The following is a 23,288-nucleotide window of genomic DNA, read 5'->3' as shown; positions in this document are numbered from 1 at the left end:
ATAGAGAATCATACACAAATTCCAAAAAACTATATACGTTATGTAACTTAAGAATTCTTTTTGTAACTAAAAAAAGCACAGCTTCTTTTTTCAGAAGCTGTGCTTTTTCTATCTAAAAATTAAGCATTTACTGTTTCTAAAGCTTTAATTTCTTTGTATGTTGGTTCCCACATTGCTGCTTTTACTGCCGCTTTAACATCTGTTGGAACTTCTTTTGCAACGCCATCTTTAATTGCTGCGTTAGCAACTGCTAAAGCAACGTTATATGATACTTCACGTAATTCTTCTACGCGCGGTAGTAATGAAGCACCTGGTTTGCTGCTGTCTACCATCTCAGCTACAGCGTGTGCACATGCTGCGAACATACTGTCTGTAATAACTTCTGCTTTTACCACGATTGATCCAAGACCAAGACCTGGGAAAACAAAAGCATTATTAGATTGACCAATTTCATATTCTACACCATCGTATTTAACTGGTTCAAATGGACTGCCAGTTGCTACAAGTGCTTTTCCTTCTGTCCAATTTAATAAGTTTTCAGGAGTAGCTTCCGCAAGCGGAGTTGGATTTGACATCGGTAAAATAGCTGGGCGTTCTACATGCTTCGCCATTTCTTTTACGATTTCTTCTGAGAATGCGCCTGCTACACCAGACGTACCAATTAAGATTGTTGGCTTAATTTGTCTGACAACTTCCAAAAGAGAAATTTTGTCTTCTTCACGGTTCCAGTCCTTCACTTCTTCTGCTTTTCGTGCATAAGGCGTTTGGAAACCTAATAAGTCGTCCATGTCATCTGTTAAAAGGCCTCGGAAATCAACTGCCCAGAAGTTTTTGTATGCTTCTTCTTCTGTAATACCGTCTAATACCATTGCGTCACGAACTTGGTCTGCAATACCGATACCTGCTGTACCCGGTCCAAAGATTAAAACGCGGTGGTCACGAAGTGGCATTTTAGACACTTGAACTGCTGAGAAAATAGCGGCAAGCGTTACAGCACCTGTTCCTTGGATATCATCATTAAACGTTAGAATTTCTTTTCCATACTTGTTAATAATGTTACGAGCATTTACATTACCGAAATCTTCCCAGTGTAACAGTGCATTAGGGAATATTTCAAGAGATTTTGAAATGAATTGATCTACGAAATGATCATAGCGCTCACCGCGGATACGTTCGTGACGGTTTCCGATATATAAAGGATCATTTAATAATTTTTCGTTGTTTGTTCCTACATCAAGAACAACTGGAAGTACTCTGCTTGGGTCGATTCCTGCTGCAGCTGTGTATACGGCTAATTTACCGATAGCAATATTAATACCGCCAACGCCCCAGTCGCCAATTCCTAAAATACTTTCTGAATCTGTAATAACCATTAAATCAATGTCTTCACTATTTGCATCGATATTTTTAAGAGCTTCTTCAATGCCCTCTACATTATCGATTGATAAGTATACGCCACCCGGACGGCGATATTCGTGGCTGTACTCTTGGATTGCTTGTCCAACTGTTGGTGTATAAACAACAGGAAGCATTTCTTTTAAGTGATCTTGCAATAAACGATAAAATAATACAGCATTACGGTTTTGTAAATCGTTTAAATATACATTCTTACCAAGGTTATCTGGCTGAGCTAAAAATTGCTCATATGCACGTTTTGCTTGCTCATCTAAAGTTAAAGTCATTGGAGGAAGTAAACCTTCTAATCCTAACGTTTTGCGCTCTTCTTTTGTAAAAGCTACCCCTTTGTTTAACATTGGAGCTCCTAAAATTTCTTTCCCGCGTAAAGTCGTTTCGATTGTTTCATTATCTGCAAAAAATACGTTGCGCATACGACTATCTTCCTTTCTGTAGACTTGTATGACAAGCATACAAGTTGGTTAGATTTAAGTAATTAACATCTTATATGGATATTACATATTATTCAAATGTCCGTTAACTTTTTATGAATAGCATGCTAATTCATTTGACAATAGTATATTTTATGCCTATCTATTTCTGCTGTCAACTATTTTAGTAGAGCAATTTTTTAGTTATAAAGAGGTAGAAATTTCTGAATTTAATATCTTTTATTAATTTTCTTTTTATATAGGTATTAAGAACCTTATTTACAATGGTTATTTCTTTTTGAGAGTTAAAACAGTTCTTTAATATGGGAAAAATGTTTAATTATAAAAAATTTATTTTAAAATAATTTCAGTTTACCTTTAAAAGAATAATTTTTATTTTTTTGTCTATGCTGATTAGTAAATTACTATGAATATTCTTTCTCTTCTCTTTATACATATAAACTACATAGTTCTTTTTTATAATAATGGAGGTTATTGCATGCTAAAACCAGATACAGCTATTATTTTTGGATTTCTTATCGAAGAGGCGTCCAGTCGATTAGACGATCAAGAAATTAAAGAAATTGCGGCTAAAGAGCTAGAAAATGGAGAATTGGTTTTTGAAGAAGCGAGTTATTTTTATAAACGCTTTTTTATTCCGGCTTCCTCTGAATTAAGACAAGCTCTTCGCCGAGAGGTCTTATCACTTCATTTAACATTAAATCAAATCAAAAATGCGCATGGCAACGGATCCATGTCTAAGATTGCTCATATGCATCAAATTATTGCAGAAACTGAAAAATCAACAAACAAACTGAACAGACTTTTAAATCTTGCGTTTTACGAAGGTGAAGACGATCAGACATACGCCTCCTTCATGAATATCTTTTCAAATAAATCATAAAAAAACCGCCCTTAAGGACGGTTTTTTTATTGAACACCTTTCATTAAACGCTGAATTTTTGGCGAAATCATTAGTACAATTACACCTAAAATGACCGAAACTCCGCCCAATGCAGCGAAATAAACAACTTGCGAAATGTTTTCATAATATTGAACAAGCTGAGCATTGATTGCCTGCGCCGCTGCGCTTGTTAGGAACCATAAACTCATTGTCTGAGCAGAAAACGCTGCAGGTGCTAGTTTTGTTGTAGTTGATAGCCCTACTGGTGATAAACAAAGCTCTCCAACTACAACTAAGAAGAAGCTTAGCACTAGCCATAGCGGGCTCGCTAACGTTTCATTTCCATGAATGCTAGCCGGGATAACCATAACAAGGAAAGAAAGCCCTGCAAATAAAAGTCCTAATGAAAACTTCTTTGGTGTAGAAGGTTGTCTGTTTCCCAATTTTACCCAGATCGCTGCAAAAACTGGCGCAAATATAATAATGAATAGCGGATTTAAAGATTGGAACCAGCCAACTGGAATTTTAAAACCACCATACGTTAGCTGCGTATGATCTTTTGCATACGTTGCTAAAATTGTTGACCCCTGCTCTTGAATCGCCCAGAACATTACTCCAGAGACAAAAAGAGGAATGTACGCTAATACGCGTGAACGCTCATCAGCTGTTGTCTTGGGGCTCTTATACATAACAACAAAGTAAATAATAGGAATAACTATCGCTAAAATACTTACAAATAAAATAACACCTTCAACAGTTAAAATACCCGCTAAAGAAGTCAGTACAATAAAGATTGCCAGTACAACTACAACAAGTGCAATGGTACCAAAAACTTTTTTGCGTTCTTCTGGTTTTAAAGGGTTTGGAACTTGTCTACCTGCACGACCTAGGTTTTTGCCTCGTGTAGCCATAAATACGATTAGACCTAAAAGCATTCCTACTGCCGCGATTCCAAAACCTAAATGGTAGTTATACTTTTCACCTACTGTTGAAACAACTAGCGGCGCAATAAATGCTCCAGCATTTACACCCATATAGAAGATACTAAACCCAGCATCTCGACGGTTATCAGTCGGGCTATACATATCGCCCACAACGCTTGAAACGTTTGGTTTTAATAAACCTGTTCCGATGATAATCAAGAACATTGAAATAAACAGCGCTGTTACACCTGCTGGCAACGCAAGCACTAGATGTCCGAGCATAATAAATATACCGCCGTAAAACACCGTATTAGACGTACCTAAAATGCGGTCTGCAATCCAACCGCCAATAATTCCAGACATATAAACAAGGGAACCATAAATAGAAAAGATCGCTAAAGCGGTTCCTTGTTCCATTCCTAATCCACCGTTTGCAATTGTATCGTACATGTACAATACAAGTAGCGCACGCATTCCATAGTATGAAAAACGCTCCCAGAATTCTGTAAAGAACAAGGTAAATAAACCTTTAGGATGTCCGAAGAATCCTTTTTGAGGAACTGTTTCATACACTTTTTCTCTCTCTACCGACATATTCCTTAACCTCTCTTTCAACCGTAAACCATCATAGACAAAACTGTCAAAAAATTATGATGATATAAAAAAATAGAAACAAGAAAATTTTATTCTTATAAAATGATTCTGTCAATATCAGAATTTTACAATGAGTGCATAATATACGGTTTTTCGTTATAAAATTGCACCTATAAAAAGCTTTAAATCAAGATTTCTTTTCTTGAAATATCTTTTTGAAAAATTTTTTATACAAAACCCTTGATTACAAAGCATCTGATTATCTACTTTTCATACAACCAGATAATATTTTTCTTTTTGGGAAATTTTTCTTTATATTTAAAAAGAAGCTTTATTCTTTTTAAATTATGCTTCCCTCAATCAAAAATATACTTTTTTAAAATAATAAAACCTTCTTTAAAAATGTCTCTTTTGTTATAGTAGATACTCTTTTTTCACCTATGTAATACTTTTAATATAAGTCATCCTCATTTTTTTATGTAAAAAAAGAGATAAAAGGTTTATTTTTCATCTCTTTTTTACTGTGCCTACAATTTTACGTATTCACCATTTACCATTTGTCCTTTGTGAAGAGGAAACACACCTTCTTCTTTAGTGTATACAATCGTTCCTCTATTAATGGTAGTTAAAATAACGCTATTAAATACCGTTCCTTCATATATACTGTGCTTATGTTTGAAAACCATTCCTTCTTTTGTCACTTTTTCAGTTTGATCCAGATCAACGATAACCAAATCCGCATCGGATCCGAGCAAAATGCTTCCTTTTTTAGGATATAAGCCGAATCGTTTAGCTGGATTGGTTGATACAAGCTTTGAAATGTGAGAAAGAGAAATCCCTCTAGTGATCGCTCCTTCACTAATCATTGCTTGCAAAGAGTACTGACCGCCTGATATTCCACCCCACACTTTAAATAAATCATTCTGATGAGCTGTTTTTAACTCAATCGGGCAAGGAGAATGATCCGAAGAAATCATATCTACTTCCTCTGATTGAATACAAGCCCATAATTTTTCTTTTTGACTCCTGCTGCGAAGAGGAGGTGCACACTTAGCCGTTACGCCAATTTCTTCAAAGTCTTCCTCTGTAAAAAGTAAATAATGCGGACAAGTTTCCAGCGTAACGTTCATTCCATTCTTCTTTGCTTCCGTAATAAGCTGCACTGCTTCATAGCTACTAATGTGTACAAAGTGAAGCGGACATCCCGTTTCTTCACCGTACTCAAGTGCTTGCTTTACTGCGTTTACTTCTGCTACAACCGGTCGCGTTTCTAAATAATCTTTAATAGCCGTTTGTTTTTGCTTCTGTTTAGCCTGTTCAAGCTGTTGTATTAAGTCATTTCTTTCAGCATGCAGGGCAAGCACTTTATTTAGTTTTGCAATCTCTTTCATTCCTTCGTATAATGTGAGGTCATCTGAAAAATCAAATTCAGAACCGGCTTCTGACATAAATGCTTTAAAACCTATTACACCCGAATGAGCCATTTTGGCTAATTCTTCTTTATTACCAGGAACCAACCCTCCCCATAAACCGTAGTCCACTACCGACTTTTGATCAGCCAGCTTTTTCTTTTCCCGCAGCGCTGCTTCTGTTACGGTCGGAGGGACGCCGTTTAAAGGCATATCAAAGTATGTAGTGCAGCCTCCTGCGGCCATAGATGCTGAACCGTAGTCAAACCCTTCCCAATGATCTCGGCTCGGTTCATCAAAATGCACATGAATATCAATCATTCCAGGCAGAACATATTTGCCTTTAGCATCTACGTATTTTTTTGCTGGTATGCTAACACCTTGCGCTATTTCTGCAATCTTTCCTTTTTTAATACCTATGTCCGCTTTTACTATTTCGTCTTCTAATACGACCGAACCATCCCGAATAATTAAATCGTACATGTTATCAAACTCCCCTTTATTTAACTACTCCATCTTCTTATTAAACGAAGCAGTCTGCTATTGTTCTATCATGCATTGTTTCCTTTAAAAAGTCTTTATCCTTGTAAAGAAACCTGACACATAGACTGGTTATTACGCTAGTAAATATAACTGAATTATCTGATTTTTACACTCGCCATTTTGTCTAAAGTTTTCTTTTTCATTTGGTCACTTTCACTAACTAAAAAGAGATTGAGACATAACTAAATCAATGGACGAACAAATTGGATAAAGGAGCTAGTATAGATTCTTTTGACCTTGCTGTTGATTTCCGTGCGAGCCTTTCCTTTCTGCTGGGTCTCACCTATTTCGCTTTTCCCGCAGAAGTCTTCTCCTTACCCACCAATCAACAGCTAGAAGCAACTACATACGTGAAATCCTAACCATAAAAAATCCGAACGAGTTTGATTTCTCATCAAGAATCAAACTTGTTCGGATTTCCCTTCGACTAAAACCCTTTTGTCACAGCCTCTTTTAACTCTTTTTCACTTTTTGTGACATGGGCAATCTTACTGTAAATGTACTGCCTTTTTCCTGTTCACTTTCTACATCAATTTTTCCTTTATGTGTTTCTACGATCCATTTAGCGATTGCTAGGCCTAGTCCATGACCTCCCATTTGACGGGAACGCGATTTGTCAGCACGATAAAAGCGGTCAAAAATCCGATCCTTTTCATCTGGATGGATCCCAACGCCCGTATCACGTACTTTTAATATACATTCACTCCCATGCTGAACCACTTGAATGTTTACACTTCCATGAGGAGTCGTATATTTAATCGCATTATCTAACAAAATGTAAATCAGCTGAGTTAGACGCTCTTGATCTCCAGTTACCACTAATTTTTCCGGCGTATCCAGCTGCAAATCAATATGTTTGGAAATCGCTAGAGTTTCAACAGATTCCATTACCTTTTGTACCGCATCTGTAATATCAAAGGGCATCATTGCTTTTTCTACTTTATTAGAGTCTGAGCGTGCAAGCGTAAGCAAATCACTGACGAGACTCGTCATGCGCTTCACTTCAGCTTTCATATTATTGATTAATTTTTTAGAAAAAGGATCTTCTGTTACTTCCTCCTGCATTTCTAAAGCATTGATAGAAGAAAGCATAACGCTAAGCGGCGTTCTTAACTCGTGGGATGCATCAGCCACAAACTCTTTTTGCTTTTGAAAAGCTGTTTCAATTGGGACCATAGCCCGTTTTGACATTAAGCGGCTGATATAAATGGCTACTCCTACAAACAGTACGGTAAGGCTTAACATAATAATAAGGAGCCATTTTAACAGCTGATAAAGAAATGAAACGTCTTTTCCAATATAAAGCATCCCTAAAAATTGACCTTTATAAAAAATAGGTTCACCCGCCATCATCAAATCAATATCTATTTTGCCTTCCCCGTTTTGCCCTTTTACTCCTTCAATGTGTTCGAAACTAGGACGCGGGGCTTTTATTCGTTCTTTCCTCACTTCATTTTCAATAGGGATCCACCCATCAATTAAATCTAGTAAGTTAGAGCGAAGCCGCTCGCTCGCTTCGTTTCCCATAATAAGGTCCCCTTCAGGGCTGATTACATAATAAAAAAACTGATCTTCACCGGCTACGACAATGTTTTTGTACTCTTCTTTTGACTGCTGATTCGAGCTGTTTATCGCTTGTTTAATTAAGATGCTTTGGACAATTCGAGACTCTTGCTTTAGCATGCTATTTAAGTTTTGCTGCTGACTGTTGGATACAACCACATACACCAATGCATAAACAATAAACACGAATAATAGCAGAAACAGCATCAGTAATGCGCTATATCGGAATGTTAAACGATTTTGCGTCTGGCTGAATAAATCTTGCTTTACTTTTTGTTTTACTTTCTGTTTAGCTCTTGTAAGGAGTTTAGCTTTCAATTTTGTAGCCTACTCCGCGAATGCTTTGAATAAGATCCTGTTTGTTGAATTTCTCTAGTTTTTTCCGCAAAAGTTTAACCGTCGCATCAATCGTTTTAATAGAAACATCTGATTCATATCCCCATACCCGGTCTAAAATAATATCTCGAGAAAGAACTTGTCCTTTGTTTTTCACTAAAAAATCTAGCAGTTGAAATTCACGAGGACTTAATTGAATAAACTCCTCGTCAAACTGCACGGTTTGACTTGCTCTTTTTAATAACATGCTGGCAATCTCTACTTCTTCTTCTAAAATTGGTGCATAATTACGACGAGACAAAGCGCGAAGCCTTGCAAGCAGCTCGTCAATTTCAAATGGCTTAATAACGTAATCATCCGCTCCCGCATCTAAGCCTTGTATACGATCTTGAACCGCATCTTTTGCTGTTAACATAAGAATAGCTCCCGCGTATCCTTCTTTTCTTAGACGTTTACATACATCAATTCCGTCTCCGTTTGGCATCATCCAGTCAAGAATCAACACATCATAATGCGCTTCAGATGCATAATCATATGCATCATTCCCTTCCGTCACCCATTCGACGTTATAGCCTCCTTTTTTCTTTAGCATATAACTAACTAATTCACCTAGCTGCAAATCATCTTCTGCTAGCAATACGTTCATTCCGCGTAACTCCTTCCTTCATCCGATACATGTCGCTGCATCCTTTTGTTTACTTTATTATACAAAAAGAATCAGCAGAAACAAGCTGCCTCTACTGATCTCTTCTTATTTTACTTTTTCCTATCTGTATTTAGTAAGGGAGCAAACTTCCGTCTACTAGTTTGCATCTTTTGTACTCTTTATGAATGCCTAACGATTTGATTTGAATATGAAGGATTTGATCCATTAACAGTTTCTGTCACCTTTACAACACGCCGGCATATTTCAGCTCGTACACCTCTGTGCTTCAATTGTTCGACGATTTTTTCTAATTTACTATAAGACGCTGTTTGTTTCATATCCATCCCCTCATTTCGTTAAGGTATTATTTATGAATCAAGTTTGTTTGTAATATCATACTTTTTCTTTAGCTTTTGTAACCATGTTGGATACTCTGTTTGGTATTTTTGATCAAGCAGCGTTTGCTTGATTTTTGCTTTGCTATTTTCATATGTTGCTTTTTGCGCTTCTTTTTTGCCTGTTACTTTAATAATGTGATAACCGTATTCTGTTTTAACAGGATCACTTACTTCATTTACCTTCATTGAAAATGCTTTGTTGGCAAATGCTTCGACCATATCGCCTTTTTTGAAGTATCCAAGGTTTCCGCCATCTGATTTAGAAGCTGTATCTGTTGAATATTCTTTTGCTAGCTTAGCAAAATCTTCTCCTTTATCAAGCTTTGCCTTTACTTCTTTTGCTGTTTTTTCGTCTGCTACTAAGATGTGGCTAGCTTTCACTTGTGCTTCTGTAGCTAGTGAATCTTTATTTTGATTAAAGTACGATTTCATTTCACTATCTTTAATACTAATAGTCGACTCGACCATTTTTTTTGCTTCAATATTCGTCTTTAAATCTTTTTTCAGCTCTGACAATTTTACACCGCTAGATGCTAATGCTTGATTTAGTGCATCTTCTCCCCCATACTGACTTTTAAGGTTTTCTAATTCAGCATTAATTTCTTTATCGGTTACTTTAATATTTTGTTTAGCTGCTTCTTTTGAAATGACTTTTTGTTCAATTAGTGAATCAAGGACGCTTGATCCTCCTTGAGCAAGAAGAGCATCGTACAGCTGATCTTTTGTGATTTTTTCATCACCAACGGTAGCAACCACCTTTGATTTATTCATTGCTACGGCACCAATAGCTACTGCAGCAATAATCACAACGGCTGCAATAATCATAATTATTTTGTTTTTAGACATCGTTAAACTCCTTTTCCATTTCTCATTACTTACCTAAACTTAAACTTTTGCGCCTTGGTAACGGTTTAAGCTCAATTAAAGGTCTTGCAATAGTAGATACGTATTTACTCGACAACAACCACGCCACTCCACAAGCTCCAATTAGAAGAATACTGTATCCTTGTACACTTTCTATCCAATCTCCAAAAGAAGATAGGCGGATATATTTAATCAGAAACCCATGTAGCAGATATACATAAAAGGTTTGAGCACCTCGAGATGTAAAAGACATCGTTTGTGTAGGGATCAAAGCTAGAAAGGAAATCGTCATTGCTAAGCTGATGCTATAAAATAGCATACGAATGGTCATTCCCTCTAATTGATTTACACCTAAAGAGGCATAAGATTTTGAACCAAATAACCACTCTTTCTCAAAGTCCGGTGCTATATACTGGATCCATAGAGCAATAATCAGCAAAGTGCCTCCAGCTACTTTTTTGCAAGAAACAGACGTCAACTTTTTAAAATGTTCTTTTTTCATATAAAATCCTGCTAAGAAGAAGGGAAAGAACACAAAGGTTCTAGAAAGGCTTAACGTTGTTTCCAGCGGTTCACATAAGCCAATCATAATTCCTAAAACTGCCGCAACGGCTAATGGATATTTGATTTTTGTAAAAATGAACAACATGGCGTTCCAACAAAATAAACTCAATAAAAACCATAGCGACCAAGCCGGCTGAAACACTGAAACTTCGAATGTGGATTCATCATACAGTTTATAGTCGTATACCGCATAGATAAGCTGAAAAATAATATAAGGAAGTAATACTTTCTTCGCCACCTTCCACATATATCCTTTTTTTCGATATCCCTTTGCAAAATAGCCGCTTATTAAAATAAACGCTGGCATATGAAAGGTGTAAATAAATATGTAGAGCGTTCGTAGCCACTGTTTATCATTGATGAAGGGAGTTAACAAATGGCCAAACACTACTAATACAATTAAGATAAATTTTACGTTATCAAAATACGCATCCCGCTTAGCCATTTGATCTCCTCCTTTCTTTCGCGTTCTACGGATCTGTACGACGTGCTGCTGCGAATATCTTTTCTTTACATTCCTTACTATACATAGTGAAAATGAAAAAACAGTGAAAACCTTGCTTACTTCTATTTTTAAACAAGGCGCGGCTAAATAAGTTTGACAAATGGCTCCTCTTTCTCTACTATATAGATACGCACCCTATCCAATTCAATTTCGCTTGTTGCGGGACACTTAACCAGTACGGATGGATAGGGTGTTTTTGTATGCAAAAAAAGCAGAAGACCTAGGTCTTCTGCTTTTTATTTTGCTATAGGCTGACTTTCGTTTTTTCTATTTCCTTTTTTATTTTTCAAATAATAAAACAAGTAACAAAAAAGGACAAAGGGGATACCGCAGTATAATGCGATACGCTGACTCTCATCAAAAGCCAGTCCTACACAAGCAGCAAAGCATAAAACAAACGCTAAAATAGGTACAATAGGATATAAAGGAGCTTTGTAAACAAGCTTCGATACATCATTCCCTTCTTTAATATAGCGTCTTCTGAACATAAAGTGAGAAGCCGCAATAGCCATCCATACAGCTACAACCGCAAATCCAGAAATAGAAACTAATACTAAGTAAACAGTTGTTGGTGCAACTACGCTTGACAGCAAGGACAGGCATGCCACTCCCATGCTGATAAGCAACGAATTAAATGGAACTCCTTTAGACGTTACTTTCCCTAACCAAGTGCTGACCATTTTTTGATCAGATAATGACCATAGCATTCTCGAACATGCGTATAGTCCTGCATTAGCGTTTGATAATAAAGCTGTTAAAATAACCAAGTTCATGATATCTGCTGCGTAAGGAATACCTATTTGATCGAATACCGTCACAAAAGGACTTTCTAATACTCCTGCTTGTTTCCATGAAATCAACCCAGATAGTACAAACATGGCGCCAATAAAAAAGAAGAACGTACGCCAAATGATATTTTTAATTGCGCGAGGTATGTTCTTTTCCGGATCCTCTGTTTCCCCCGCTGTAATACCAATTAATTCTGTTCCCGAAAAAGCAAAGCTAACAGAAACCATCGTAATTAATACAGGCATAAGTCCATTTGGAAATAAACCGCCCTCTCCTGTAAAATGAGAAAGCATCGGCGCTTTTTCATGACCGCTAAGAGGAATGAATCCAAACATCGCTGCTGCGCCTAAAATAATAAATACAATAATCGTTAATACTTTAATACTTGAGAACCAAAATTCTGTTTCGCCGAAAAAACGTACAGATGTTGCATTTAAACCAAATAATAAAAGAGCAAACAGCGCGCTCCATATCCAAACCGAAACGTCAGGAAACCATCTTTGCATAAGCAATCCAGACGCTGTAAACTCTGACCCGACAGATACTACCCAAGTCAGCCAGTAAAGCCAGCCAACCGCAAAACCAGTTCCCGGCCCGATAAACTTTGTAGCGTATACTTGAAATGATCCTGACACAGGCATTGCTACGCTTAGTTCCCCTAGACATATCATGACTAAATACATAATTAATCCACCGATTAAATAAGCAAGGAGTGTTCCTCCAGGACCTGCTGCATTAATTGTGTAGCCTGAATTAAGAAACAACCCCGTACCGATAACACCGCCAAGAGAAATCATAAATAAATGACGGCTTTTCATTTTTCTTTGTAACTGATTCATAGATGTTGTATTCTCACCCATTATGTACCTCCTTTTTTATAGTAAACCCATCCAAAAACTTGGTTTTTTTACATATTCTCTATAGTCTTTTCTCTGCAGGAGTAGGCTCTATTTCTTCGATATGTACGAATTTTGTATATTGTATACAATATACACTTCTTAAATCTTTTTACGATTATATCATTTTTCAGATTTTTTACAACAATGAATAGTAAAAAATATTTCAATAATTCTATTTTTTATATTCTAACTAAGATTAAATGAAGTGATATGATATGATTACTTTTACACCTGTACGTTCTTTCACGCTATTTTTATACTTTTTCATCACCATAACATGAAGAGAAAGAACGGCTGATGCGATATTTATTTTGGGGGGAAACAATGAACAAGGGGCCTATGATTTATCATTCATTAAAAGATCATGTATATAACTACATAGCAAGTCAAATTCAAGACGGTACACTGCTGCCTAACGACAAAATAAATGAAGCCAGTATTTGTTCTCAGCTGAATGTCAGCCGAACGCCTGTGAGAGAAGCGCTTATTAAATTGGCTTCAGACAACCTATTAGAATACAGACCGCGCAGAGGGTTTACTGTAAAGGAAATTGATACACCAAAAAAACTAGAAGTATTTGAAATCGTCGGTGCTTTAGATGGTCTTGCAGCTGCCCTGTCGATTGATCACTTAACTGAAGAAGATTTTACGAAGATGGATGAGCTTATTAAAAAAATCGATGTTTCAATTGAATTAGAAAATTATCAGGATTATCAAAAATATCAAACGTATTTTCATCGAGTATATTTGAACCGATGCGGTAATGTGACCTTAAAAGAACAGCTTATATCTTTACAAGACGGATTCATCAGACAAACGTACTTTAGCAATGACAATAAAGAGCTATACGCCATTTTACATGTGATGAATGAACATCACCGCCATATTCTGAAACTTCTGAAGCAGAAAAAAAAGGCGGATGTTCAGCTTTACCTTCAAAATGTCCACTGGAAAATCGAATATCCAGAAATGATTTGATCAAAAAGAGATTAAGACATAACTAAATCAATCCAATCAACAGCTAGAAGCAACGAAATACATGAAACCTGCGTTTATCATACCAATAAAAAAATCCGAACGAAGTTGATTCTCCATCAAGAATCTCAATTCATCGTTCGGATCTTCTTTCAACTAACATACTGTTGTCTCAGCCTCTTTTATTTTGCTATAGAAGAACGCTGTTTTTCTTTGGTTACGTACCAAATGAATTTTCCCGTATATCCGTAAATAATCGCCAAAATAATAGAGACAAAGCTTAGCCACATAAACGGCAGATAAGCGAATGTAGAAATCCCAAGCGTTGTAGCTAGAAATACACCGTTGTCCGTCCACGGAACCATCCCTGAAGTTAAGGTTCCCCCTACTTCTGAGTTACGGGCAAGCACTAGACGCTGTATTTTTAACTTGTCATAACTTTTCTCCATAATTTTCGGTGTTAAAATTAATGAAACATACATTGCACAACCAAATATATTCCCTAATAACCCAACGAAAATAGTAGAAGCCGTAACGTTTCCTGAATTGACAAGAATTTTTTCGAATTTAGATAGCAGGACTTCTAAGACTCCGAGCTCATCTAATAACCCGCCAAAGCCTAGTCCAAAAATAATGACAATAATGGAACCGACCATGCTTAAAATTCCGCCACGATTTAACAGCTCACTTAAAAATGTGTTGTCGGTATTAATTTTAAATCCTTCATAAGCCGTATTAAATGCGCTCGCCACATCCATATGTTGAAAGACAACTGCCCATATAATTCCTAATAATGAGCCAATCGCAATTGCTGGAAGAGAAGGTTTCTTTAATGCTAAAAGGACAATGACAGCCAAAGCCGGAATCAGCATCCACCCGCTGATATGGAATGTATCCAACAGCGAAGATTTTAATCCTTCTACCCGTCCAGCATCAAAATCTTTTCCTCCATACATAAACCCTGTTACCGTAAATAGTACTGCCGTAATGAGGTAAGCAGGAATATCCAACACTAACATTGCTTTTACGTGATCAATAACATTCACTCGAGCCATTGACGCAGATAAAATGGTACTGTCAGAAAGAGGAGAAAGCTTGTCTCCAAAATAAGCTCCTGAAATCACAGCTCCAGCTACTAAAGGAAGCGGCATACCTAAGCCTTGTCCGATTCCCATCATCGCGATTCCGGCTGTACCAACCGTTCCCCAAGATGTTCCTGTTGAAATCGAAGTAATAGAGCAAATGATAAGTGTAGCAAGTAAAAAGAATGTTGGATTAATAAACTCTAATCCGAAATAAATAAGAGAAGGAACAACTCCTCCAGCAATCCATGTTCCAATTAACGTACCGACGGCTAATAAAATTAAAATAGCTTCTAAACCGTTTGATATTCCTCTTGTAATGGCCCCTTGCAGGTGATTATACGTATACCCAAGTCGTACTCCTAGCGCCATAACAATAAACCATGAAATAAATAAAGCGAGCTGAATAGGTAAATCAAAAACAGTTGCAAATGAAATAACAACTGCTAAAAATAAAGCAAGCACAATCATTATTTCCCACATAGATGGTAAACGGGTTGTGTTCAAACTAGCTCCTCCTAAACTGGTATGTAGATTCTGGAATGTGGTATCGTTTAAGAGTAAAACGTCCTTATTCTATTCTTTAATTGTTCCTCTTACTGCTTGAACGTATGTACTTCTTTGAATGCTTAAACAATAAACTGCATCTTTTTAAGAACATAAAATAAGGATACTCGTGTAAACAATAAGCCATTTTTCTTTTATCCAGTGGTCATAATACCACAAGAGCGTGCTTTCTTACAAGACTAGTTATAAAGCGCTTTCTGGTTATTTATACATTCTAATACATAAATATATTTTTTATTTCATTCAATGAAAAGAGGTAAGTAACGTGAAAGAATATGCAACATTTGCGGGAGGATGCTTTTGGTGCATGGTCGCTCCTTTTGATCAGCTTCTAGGAATCAGCAGTATTCGCTCGGGCTACGCTAAAGATGAACAAATCACTTCTGAAGCTAAACAGGAAAGCGAATACGTAGAAGCAGTACAAATTGTATGGGATCCTTCTCATATTACGTTTGAAGAACTGCTTAACCTGTATTGGCAGCAAATTGACCCTACGGATTCCGCCGGACAGTTTTCAGACCGCGGACCGTCGTATCGAGCCATTATTTTTTATCATAACGAAAAACAAAAAGAAGCGGCTCTTGATTCTAAAAGAAAGCTCGCCCAAAGCGGACGTTTTAAGAACCCTATCGTCACACCTATTTTACCTTTTTCTTCTTTTTACGAAGCAGAAGAGCAGCAGCAGGATTATTATCGAAAAAATGCATTTCACTATAAATTATACAAAGAAGGCTCGGGGCGAACTGATTTTCTGACGCAGCATTGGCCCAAGGACCGCTCTTACCTTAAAAAGATCCTAACGCCTATGCAATATTTTGTTACGCAGGAAAACGGAACCGAACCCCCTTTTACAAATTTATATTGGAATAACAAAAAACAAGGAATTTACGTTGACCTTCTAACTGGAGAAGCACTGTTTAAAACGTCAGATCAACTCCCTTCCCATACAGGGTGGCCGGTTTTCAAACGCCCTATCTTATACGGAAATATAAAAAAAGTTCCGATGCAGCGTGAAACAGCACTAAAAAGCAAAGAAGGAGATAACTATCTGGGTTTACTTTTCACAGAAGAAAACAGCGAATACTATCAAGTAAATTCCGCGGCTTTGCGCTTCATTCCAAAAGAGAAGCTTAAAGAAGAAGGGTATGAAGACTTTTTAATTTTGTTTTGATACTTATACTTTTTTAAAAGGATAAAAATAAGCCGTGACTTGATTCGCATAGTGCACAATTAAATCGCGATTGTCCGCCGGACGCAAAAAAGGCTGAGTAATAGAATCATCTCTTATTTCACACTCCCCTTTTTGCAGCTCCCAAGGATCATGATAAAGGTCTCCTCTGTAGACATTTCCTTGATGAGTGGTAAATAAGCAGTAGCGCTCTGTAAGCCAATGAGCTAATTCTCCTTTTCTACTGCGACAGGACGGAGAAATACCTCTATATGTAAGCTTTACTCGCTCTTTTTTTGAGTCTCTGTGCGTTCGAACTGACTGAAAAGAAATATGGTTCTGAGTTTTGTTGAATGTCATAGCAGCGTGGTAATAAGGCAAGTGAAAAAACTGACGAGCAATCCATACTCCTAGTGGATTGCTTGCGTCTAAACTAAAAAAATAAACGCCTTTTTCCCCTTTATATGTAACATATGTACGCACATTCAGCTCATATAGCCGTGAAAAGATGGGAACTGCGGGCGTTCCTTTAAATCGAATGTCTGTCATCGTAAAAGGCACAAGTGCAATCCATCCTTGACCATCATAGGTGTCAGGCTCTAACTGACTAGGCAATAAAGAAGACAAAAATGCCGGATTTACAGGCCAATGAATAAACAGTAAATCTTTCCACGTTTGTTTCATTATCCAATTATTTTTCACTTCTTAATCCCTCCTTTTTCTAGATGTTCTTTCCCATTAATTCAGCGGCTGCCGATTTGCCTGACAAATATGCGCTCTCTAACCGTGAGTGATTCGTCTCGTCTTCCTTTCTTAAAAAAGCATCTCCTGCCACCAGTAGCGACGGCATAATTTTAGCAAAGGGCTGATGAAGAACTTGTTCAACCTCTGCATAGCGCCATTTCTTTAACTGAATGCTTTTAATATGATTTGCACCTATCCATTCTTTTATTTCATTTTTTATCGCCCGCAGCAACTCATGTTCATGCTCATCAAAATGTTTTTCTGACCAGTCTTTATTCATATATATGCTAAGAACGGGCGTCTTTGATATTCCTTTTTGCTCATGATTAACGATTCTTTGGATTGTGCTAGATGGATTCGTGATTTGACCATGATCACTATACAGCATCTCTGTGTAAAGCTCCACGATAGCAACCAAGCAGGGGCTAAATTTCAGTGTTTTAAGAATAGATTGGTCCGCTTGCAGCTTACTATTATTAAGTACCTCAATAACCTGAGGAGACGGAGGTGTAAGAATGATATCAGTCGCTTCAAAAATCTCATTTTCTTCCGTATACAGCTGATACCTTCCGTTTTGAAAATCAATGGCTTGAACTTTTCGATTCACGTATACACGTAGATCTTCAGCTAAATATTTAGCTAGCGCATTCATCCCATTCATACTTTGATACCGAGGGTGATGGTCACCAAACCACTTCTTAACCTTTCTATCAGCTATCCATTTATTTACGTCTTGTTGAAATTCATCGGATCTCACTGTAAAAAATTGAGCTCCGTGATCTGCTTTTCCATCTCCTACTCTTCGGGTAGCCATTCGTCCCCCTACACTTTTACCCTTATCAAGAAGAAAGACCTCTATTCCCTCTTTTTGTAATTCAGCCGCTGCTGTAAGGCCCGCCATTCCAGCACCTACTATTCCTACTCGTCTCATTTTTTCCTCCTTATTTAACGCATTTACTTACAGTATAAAAAAAGCGGAATGATTCAGCTAATTTAAACTGTCTTTTTCATTTAACTGCGTTTCTGCTTGTCTCAAAAAAATAGTCTACGATTCCTTTCAGCTGAGTATACTTGTTGTATACAAATATATCTTTACCTGCTAGCACGTCTATAGATAGGAGGACTGTCATATGATGCTCTATGATATTAAGCACAAAGTATATTACGAAGTATTTAATACAGCTCGCCCTAAAATGAAGGACGCTCACCAAGGCCGAAGCTGGGGATATGTTTATAAAAACCTCAATGGACAACCTACAAAGTTTTGGATTGACTTTACGCATGGACGTTTTATGTACTTTCAAGTTGAAGACAAGTGGTATCGGGTGCAATATTTGCAGTCCAATGATAAGAAAAAAACAGCGGATGTCTTTAAAGGCGCTCTCATTGACTTGATTTTAGATGGAATGGATCTCAAGTTAGTACGAGGAAACTTTGAAAAGAGAAGACTCTTAGCTTTATAACACATAGAAAAACAGCCGTAAAAGCAGGACTGCTTTTACGGCTGTTTGATTGTACGAGGAGTAATCAATATTTCAACCCTTCTATTTTTCGCTTGCCCCTCTGCTGTATTGTTAGATGTCACCGGTTTGAACTCTCCAAATCCTTTTGCACTGAACATGCTTGGATTAAGCTTATCGTTTTTTAAGATAACTTTCATAAAGTTAACTGCTCTCATCACGCTTAACTCCCAGTTGGATTCAAAACCAGCGTTGCGAATGGGTACGTTATCAGTATGACCGCTAATAATAATATTACGAGGAGGATCAATCACCAAAAGTTCTGAAATATCATTGGCGATTTTTGTATCTTCACTTCGAACTTGCGCTCTTCCCGAATCAAACAATACATTATCTCGAATGGAAATTAAGAGACCGTCATCAGTTAGCGCAGTCTGTAATTGATTTGTTAGGTTTTTCTTTTGAATATACGCATTAATTTTAGATTGAATTTGCTGAAGCTCTTCTTGATCAGCTTCTCGAATGGTTTGCTCCTTTTGTTCGCTCGTTAACGATTGTGAAGAAGCAGGAGACTGATTAGGAGCTGTCTCCACTTCATTTGTTTTTTCCGTACTTTTAGCTGCAGGGGTATTTGAAGGCTGAACCGCTTCTTCAGATTCCTCCAGAGATTGAAATTCCATCACGCCCGTTCCTCCAACGAACGCTTCATTAAATGCGCGAGAAAGGTTCTTAAATTTTTGCGCATCCACTGAGCTCATTGCAAACAATACAATGAATAAAGCAAGTAAAAGTGTAAGCAAATCTGAGTAAGGAAGCAGCCAGCTTTCGTCAACATGGTCCTCTTCATGCTTTCGTTTTCTGCGTCTACTCATTTATGCCCACTTCACTTTCTTGAAGAAGCTTTTTACGTTCCGCTGTTGGCAAATAAGAAGCCAGCTTTTGCTCAATTACTTTTGGTGTTTCTCCTTCTAGGAGTGAAAGCACTCCTTCGATCATCATATACTTTACCTTTACTTCATGTTTCGATTTACGCTTTAGTTTATTTGCAAACGGATGCCATAGTACATACCCAGTAAAAATACCAAGAAGCGTAGCAACAAACGCCGCGCTGATCGCATGTCCTAGCGTATCTGTATCTTCCATGTTCCCAAGCGCAGCAATTAACCCTATAACAGCTCCAAGTACACCGAGAGTTGGAGCATATGTACCTGCTAAAGCGAAAATACTTGCACCTGTTTGATGTCTTTCTTCCATAGCATCAATTTCTTCAGACAACACGTCTCGTATATAATCCGCACTTTGACCATCAATAGCTAAATTCAAACCATTTTTTAAGAAAGGGTCATCTACATCAATAATTTGGGCTTCAAGTGATAGTAACCCTTCTTTTCGAACAACTTGTCCCCATTCAGAAAACATGGATACTAAATCAACGGGCTGCAGCATTTTTTGTTCTTTAAACAGGACACCAAACAGTTTTGGGACTCTTTTGATTTCATTTGAAGGAAATGCAATCACTACTGCTCCGACGGTTCCGACAATAATAATTAAAATAGCAGCCGGATTTCCCAACACAGATGGATTAACCCCTTTGAAAAACATGCCTACAATAAGAGAGGCTATTCCTAAAATCAGTCCAATAAAAGATGTTTTATCCATACGTAATTCTCCTATTCTTAACTTCCTGTTCTTTCTTTTTGTGTATTTTATCCTCATCTTTTATTTCGACTATTTCATAAAATTTTTAAGCTTTTTATGAATCATATTTACAATTAAAGCTTTTCTCTATTATAAAAACACTTTTTTCAACTTTTCATACAGAATATCTGAAGGTCCAGCTATAATCGCTACAATTTGATTTTCCACATAAATAGCAGCCGTCATCTTATTATCAATATCAGCTAAAATTGCAAATCCGACGTTAATGTTCAACTTTACTCACCTCTGTAACGTTCTTGTTTATTCAACATATAAAAAGAACAGTCTTACCATTTATTTTTCCGTGTTTTATTGACATTTGTAAATTTTATATTAAGATTATGTAAATGAGTTGACAAAATGGAGGTGATATTATGCTACTAGAAAAATACTGTAAAGACACTGATTTAATGATTATCCAATTTACAATCGAATTAACAAAAGACATTCACGCTAAAATCTCCGCACGTACTTTATTTTATGAAGAACAGGTGATACGTTATGCTGAAAAAAGAATACGTTCTTTCTTACATCCTCTTTCCCTTAAACATACGCTAAAATTTGTCTATCAATCTGAGATACTACAAACCATTCTATTCAAATTAAAACCAACTTTTGAGCAGCAGCATGTATTGCGCTGTATTTCATCTTAAAAAGGAGTTCCCTTTAGCGGAAACTCCTTTTTGATTTGATTCTACGATATAGACGATATGCTTTTCTAATAACGTTTAACAGCGGGTATGGCAAGCGGATATGGTACTTATCAATAAACGGATAAAAGGTGTAATAAGCTTTTACAAGGTCTGTCCATTTTTTATCAATACCCTCCTTATAAAAGTCAGAAATATCCACCACATACCCTCTTCCATCTTTTATCATGACATTTTTACCATGCACATCATACGGGTTTAAACCCTGGCTTCTTGCATAGTCCAAAGCTTTGTTCACGTCTTTTATGACTTGTTCTGGAATCTTTATGCCCCTCTGGACGGCATCATACAGTGTAACGCCTGTAAGCCTTTTTAAAATCAAGTATGTCTTTCCCTCGTGAAAAAGTTGAGAATAAGCTGGGTGAACGCCCAGCTTTCTATACACTTGCGCTTCTTTTTTTACACCATAAATTTCTCTTCCGTATACTTTCACGACAAATTCAGGATAATTTTCGTGCGTAAACACACCGGCATAGTTTCCTTTACCGATTAGTACCCACTCTTTTGTTTTGTTCGTAACTTCAACTGGATCATAGTCACTTTCACTTTGAATCGTAACTTGCGTTAGTAATGATGTTTCAACTAGCGACACCAACTGTTCAATTGTTTTATCCATAGTCCCCTCTAAAAATCCTTCAGTAATCTCTATCAAATATTACCCTATGATAAATCTCAATGCAGGATGTGTCAATAAATTGACAGCCTGATATAAAGAGGGAAAGTATTCCCGTTCATTCAAGACTGCGTGTGAACTTTGTGAACATTCACATTCAGTTCTTCTTTCATATTCAGCATTACGCCCGCCATCGGAGCAATAGATTCGGACTTAGTCAGCTGAATTAAAAAGCGTTTTGACATTTCCGACAGAAAAATGGTTACTATTTCAGTGATATAGTCCATGCCCCTTTCCGCTTGATGCTCAATTCCAAGCGGCATATACATATAACTTGGGACATCAATGGACCCTCCTTTTTCAAAACGGTCGGGTAAAAATTCGGTTGGCTCTAAAAAATAATCTTCATGGCGATGCATCATATAAGGGCTAATTAACATAATCTCCCCTTTTTTAATACTGTAACCATCTATTTGTATATCTTCACGTGCTTGACGCCCAAATAACCAAAGAGGCGGATATAACCTCATGCTTTCAGCAATTATTTTGCGCATATAGGTCAGATTTTTGGTTGAAAGCGATTCGCCGCTAGCATAGGCCTGAATTTCTTTATGCAGCTGAAGGTGCTCCCTAGTATTTTGAGACAGTAAATAAATAGACCAGCTGCATACGTGCGTAATCATTTCATACATCGAAAGGAATATAGAATTTAGCTGTTCGTATATTTCTCTTTCATCGCTGTCTTCTCCGCAAGAATTCAATATATACTGCAGTAAATCATTTCCTTCGGTTTTGTTTTGAACACGCATTTGAACGCGTTCAAAAAGGAGTTGTTCTAGCTGCTCATCTGAGTCAGGCTGGTGCAAAGGCAGACGAATATAAATTTTGCCTAACTTTTCTTTCTTTCTCATAAGCGCTTGAACATAGTGAATTTTATCTTTATCCTCAATCGAAATGCCAAATACAAGTTGAAGGAGTACAGCTACGACTATCTGTCTTATGTCTTTTACTATCGTTCGAAGCTGCCCTTCTTCCCACGTTTCCGTATGCTTTTCAATTATTTTTGCGATTGCTTCCTTATTATAAGTTAGATGTTGTTTTAGTTGTGAGGGTTGAATGGGGCTCATATATAATGCTTCATCTGTCCATAACATTTCTTCGCCTAGCAGCGTTTTAAACATATGCGTTAATTTAATTTTTTGAAACGCCTTGCTGTTTGTAATGACTACATCTTTAATAAGTTGAGGGTCTCTCGTTACATAAAAGCGTTTGTGCGCAACTCTAAATGTTGCAATTTCTCCATACTGAGTCAAGTTTTCCAAAAAACCCAGGGGGTTCTCTCTAAACTTTTGCAGGTGACCGGTAAGCTTATACGACGAGGGGCCCTGTATAACCGGCAATGTTATCACTCCTTTTCTAAAAATGCGGGACTTAAACAAATAAAAGAGTAGTCCACTAAAGACTACTCTTTTTCACATAAAGATATGCTATTGATTTTCACAAAAATT

General features: G+C 37.1%; 21 protein-coding genes. 5 read left to right on the top strand and 16 right to left on the bottom strand.

The window, feature by feature from the left end:
* Nucleotides 1-119 precede the first annotated feature (119 nt).
* Nucleotides 120-1,829, bottom strand: a complete 1,710-nt coding sequence (locus MMB68_RS11050; RefSeq protein WP_221782816.1) for an NAD-dependent malic enzyme — start codon at nt 1,827-1,829, stop codon at nt 120-122.
* Nucleotides 1,830-2,325: 496 nt separating this feature from the next.
* On the opposite strand from MMB68_RS11050, the gene MMB68_RS11045 reads away from it, so the two are divergent.
* Entirely contained in the window at nt 2,326-2,730 is a 405-nt protein-coding gene (locus MMB68_RS11045) for a hypothetical protein (RefSeq protein WP_221782814.1), read from the top strand.
* A gap of 26 nt (nt 2,731-2,756) precedes the next feature.
* Here the strand turns inward: MMB68_RS11045 and MMB68_RS11040 are convergent, their stop codons facing one another.
* The 7 genes from MMB68_RS11040 to MMB68_RS11010 all read right to left on the bottom strand — a co-directional run bounded on the left by MMB68_RS11040 (nt 2,757) and on the right by MMB68_RS11010 (nt 12,724).
* Nucleotides 2,757-4,247, bottom strand: a complete 1,491-nt coding sequence (locus MMB68_RS11040) for a peptide MFS transporter (RefSeq protein ID WP_221782812.1) — start codon at nt 4,245-4,247, stop codon at nt 2,757-2,759.
* A 527-nt stretch (nt 4,248-4,774) separates the two neighbouring features.
* Complete coding sequence (locus MMB68_RS11035) at nt 4,775-6,139, bottom strand: allantoinase (RefSeq protein ID WP_221782810.1); 1,365 nt, start codon at nt 6,137-6,139, stop codon at nt 4,775-4,777.
* 513 nt (nt 6,140-6,652) lie between these two features.
* A complete protein-coding gene (locus MMB68_RS11030) occupies nt 6,653-8,080 on the bottom strand; it encodes a sensor histidine kinase (protein ID WP_013056757.1) in 1,428 nt (475 codons plus the stop codon).
* Nucleotides 8,070-8,744 carry a response regulator transcription factor gene (locus MMB68_RS11025; protein WP_221782808.1) on the bottom strand — a complete coding sequence of 225 codons (675 nt, stop codon included), beginning with the start codon at nt 8,742-8,744 and terminating at the stop codon, nt 8,070-8,072. The genes MMB68_RS11030 and MMB68_RS11025 overlap by 11 nt, the downstream gene beginning before the upstream one ends.
* 368 nt (nt 8,745-9,112) lie before the next feature.
* Nucleotides 9,113-9,988 carry a peptidylprolyl isomerase gene (locus tag MMB68_RS11020; protein ID WP_014460409.1) on the bottom strand — a complete coding sequence of 292 codons (876 nt, stop codon included), beginning with the start codon at nt 9,986-9,988 and terminating at the stop codon, nt 9,113-9,115.
* Nucleotides 9,989-10,013: 25 nt separating this feature from the next.
* Nucleotides 10,014-11,015 (bottom strand): acyltransferase family protein, encoded by a 1,002-nt coding sequence (locus MMB68_RS11015; RefSeq protein WP_209369018.1) that lies wholly within the window; start codon nt 11,013-11,015, stop codon nt 10,014-10,016.
* 296 nt (nt 11,016-11,311) lie between these two features.
* Nucleotides 11,312-12,724, bottom strand: coding sequence for an amino acid permease (locus MMB68_RS11010; protein WP_025752074.1), 1,413 nt, complete (start codon nt 12,722-12,724; stop codon nt 11,312-11,314).
* 363 nt (nt 12,725-13,087) lie between these two features.
* On the opposite strand from MMB68_RS11010, the gene MMB68_RS11005 reads away from it, so the two are divergent.
* On the top strand, nt 13,088-13,741 hold the full coding sequence (locus tag MMB68_RS11005) for a GntR family transcriptional regulator (RefSeq protein ID WP_221782806.1): 654 nt from the start codon (nt 13,088-13,090) through the stop codon (nt 13,739-13,741).
* A gap of 179 nt (nt 13,742-13,920) precedes the next feature.
* Here MMB68_RS11005 and nhaC read toward each other — a convergent pair whose 3' ends face one another.
* A complete protein-coding gene (nhaC, locus tag MMB68_RS11000; RefSeq protein ID WP_221782804.1) occupies nt 13,921-15,327 on the bottom strand; it encodes a Na+/H+ antiporter NhaC in 1,407 nt (468 codons plus the stop codon).
* 325 nt (nt 15,328-15,652) lie between these two features.
* Between nhaC and msrA the strand changes: the two genes are divergently transcribed.
* On the top strand, nt 15,653-16,558 hold the full coding sequence (msrA, locus tag MMB68_RS10995; RefSeq protein ID WP_221782802.1) for a peptide-methionine (S)-S-oxide reductase MsrA: 906 nt from the start codon (nt 15,653-15,655) through the stop codon (nt 16,556-16,558).
* Between the two features lie 3 nt (nt 16,559-16,561).
* On the opposite strand, the gene MMB68_RS10990 is transcribed toward msrA, so the two are convergent.
* Together MMB68_RS10990 and MMB68_RS10985 are read right to left on the bottom strand one after the other, a co-directional pair.
* Nucleotides 16,562-17,257 (bottom strand): YqjF family protein, encoded by a 696-nt coding sequence (locus MMB68_RS10990; protein ID WP_221782800.1) that lies wholly within the window; start codon nt 17,255-17,257, stop codon nt 16,562-16,564.
* 19 nt (nt 17,258-17,276) lie between these two features.
* The gene (locus tag MMB68_RS10985) at nt 17,277-18,230 is read right to left on the bottom strand and encodes an NAD(P)/FAD-dependent oxidoreductase (RefSeq protein WP_221782798.1); all 954 of its coding nucleotides are present in this window, start codon (nt 18,228-18,230) and stop codon (nt 17,277-17,279) included.
* A 199-nt stretch (nt 18,231-18,429) separates the two neighbouring features.
* Between MMB68_RS10985 and MMB68_RS10980 the strand changes: the two genes are divergently transcribed.
* Entirely contained in the window at nt 18,430-18,762 is a 333-nt protein-coding gene (locus MMB68_RS10980) for a hypothetical protein (protein WP_013056747.1), read from the top strand.
* Nucleotides 18,763-18,797: 35 nt separating this feature from the next.
* On the opposite strand, the gene MMB68_RS10975 is transcribed toward MMB68_RS10980, so the two are convergent.
* The 3 genes from MMB68_RS10975 to MMB68_RS10965 all read right to left on the bottom strand — a co-directional run bounded on the left by MMB68_RS10975 (nt 18,798) and on the right by MMB68_RS10965 (nt 20,691).
* Nucleotides 18,798-19,631, bottom strand: a complete 834-nt coding sequence (locus MMB68_RS10975) for a flagellar motor protein MotB (protein ID WP_221782797.1) — start codon at nt 19,629-19,631, stop codon at nt 18,798-18,800.
* Complete coding sequence (gene motA, locus MMB68_RS10970) at nt 19,624-20,418, bottom strand: flagellar motor stator protein MotA (protein WP_013056745.1); 795 nt, start codon at nt 20,416-20,418, stop codon at nt 19,624-19,626. Before motA ends, MMB68_RS10975 begins: the two co-directional genes overlap by 8 nt.
* Before the next feature lie 129 nt (nt 20,419-20,547).
* The gene (locus MMB68_RS10965; protein ID WP_014460421.1) at nt 20,548-20,691 is read right to left on the bottom strand and encodes a hypothetical protein; all 144 of its coding nucleotides are present in this window, start codon (nt 20,689-20,691) and stop codon (nt 20,548-20,550) included.
* A gap of 140 nt (nt 20,692-20,831) precedes the next feature.
* Here MMB68_RS10965 and MMB68_RS10960 point away from each other — a divergent pair, with 140 nt between their 5' ends.
* Nucleotides 20,832-21,110 carry a hypothetical protein gene (locus tag MMB68_RS10960; RefSeq protein ID WP_014460422.1) on the top strand — a complete coding sequence of 93 codons (279 nt, stop codon included), beginning with the start codon at nt 20,832-20,834 and terminating at the stop codon, nt 21,108-21,110.
* Between the two features lie 13 nt (nt 21,111-21,123).
* Here the strand turns inward: MMB68_RS10960 and MMB68_RS10955 are convergent, their stop codons facing one another.
* Both MMB68_RS10955 and MMB68_RS10950 read right to left on the bottom strand, forming a co-directional pair.
* The gene (locus MMB68_RS10955; protein WP_277447890.1) at nt 21,124-21,783 is read right to left on the bottom strand and encodes a serine/threonine-protein kinase; all 660 of its coding nucleotides are present in this window, start codon (nt 21,781-21,783) and stop codon (nt 21,124-21,126) included.
* Between the two features lie 119 nt (nt 21,784-21,902).
* Nucleotides 21,903-23,189: a cytochrome P450 gene (locus MMB68_RS10950; protein ID WP_277448056.1), complete on the bottom strand. Its 1,287-nt coding sequence runs from the start codon at nt 23,187-23,189 to the stop codon at nt 21,903-21,905.
* Nucleotides 23,190-23,288 lie beyond the last annotated feature (99 nt).

The organism is Priestia sp. Y58 (assembly GCF_029522095.1).
GTDB lineage: Bacteria > Bacillota > Bacilli > Bacillales > Bacillaceae_H > Priestia > Priestia megaterium_E.
The sequence above is the reverse complement of the archived record's forward strand: the minus strand, read 5'-3'. Positions and strand labels throughout refer to the sequence as shown.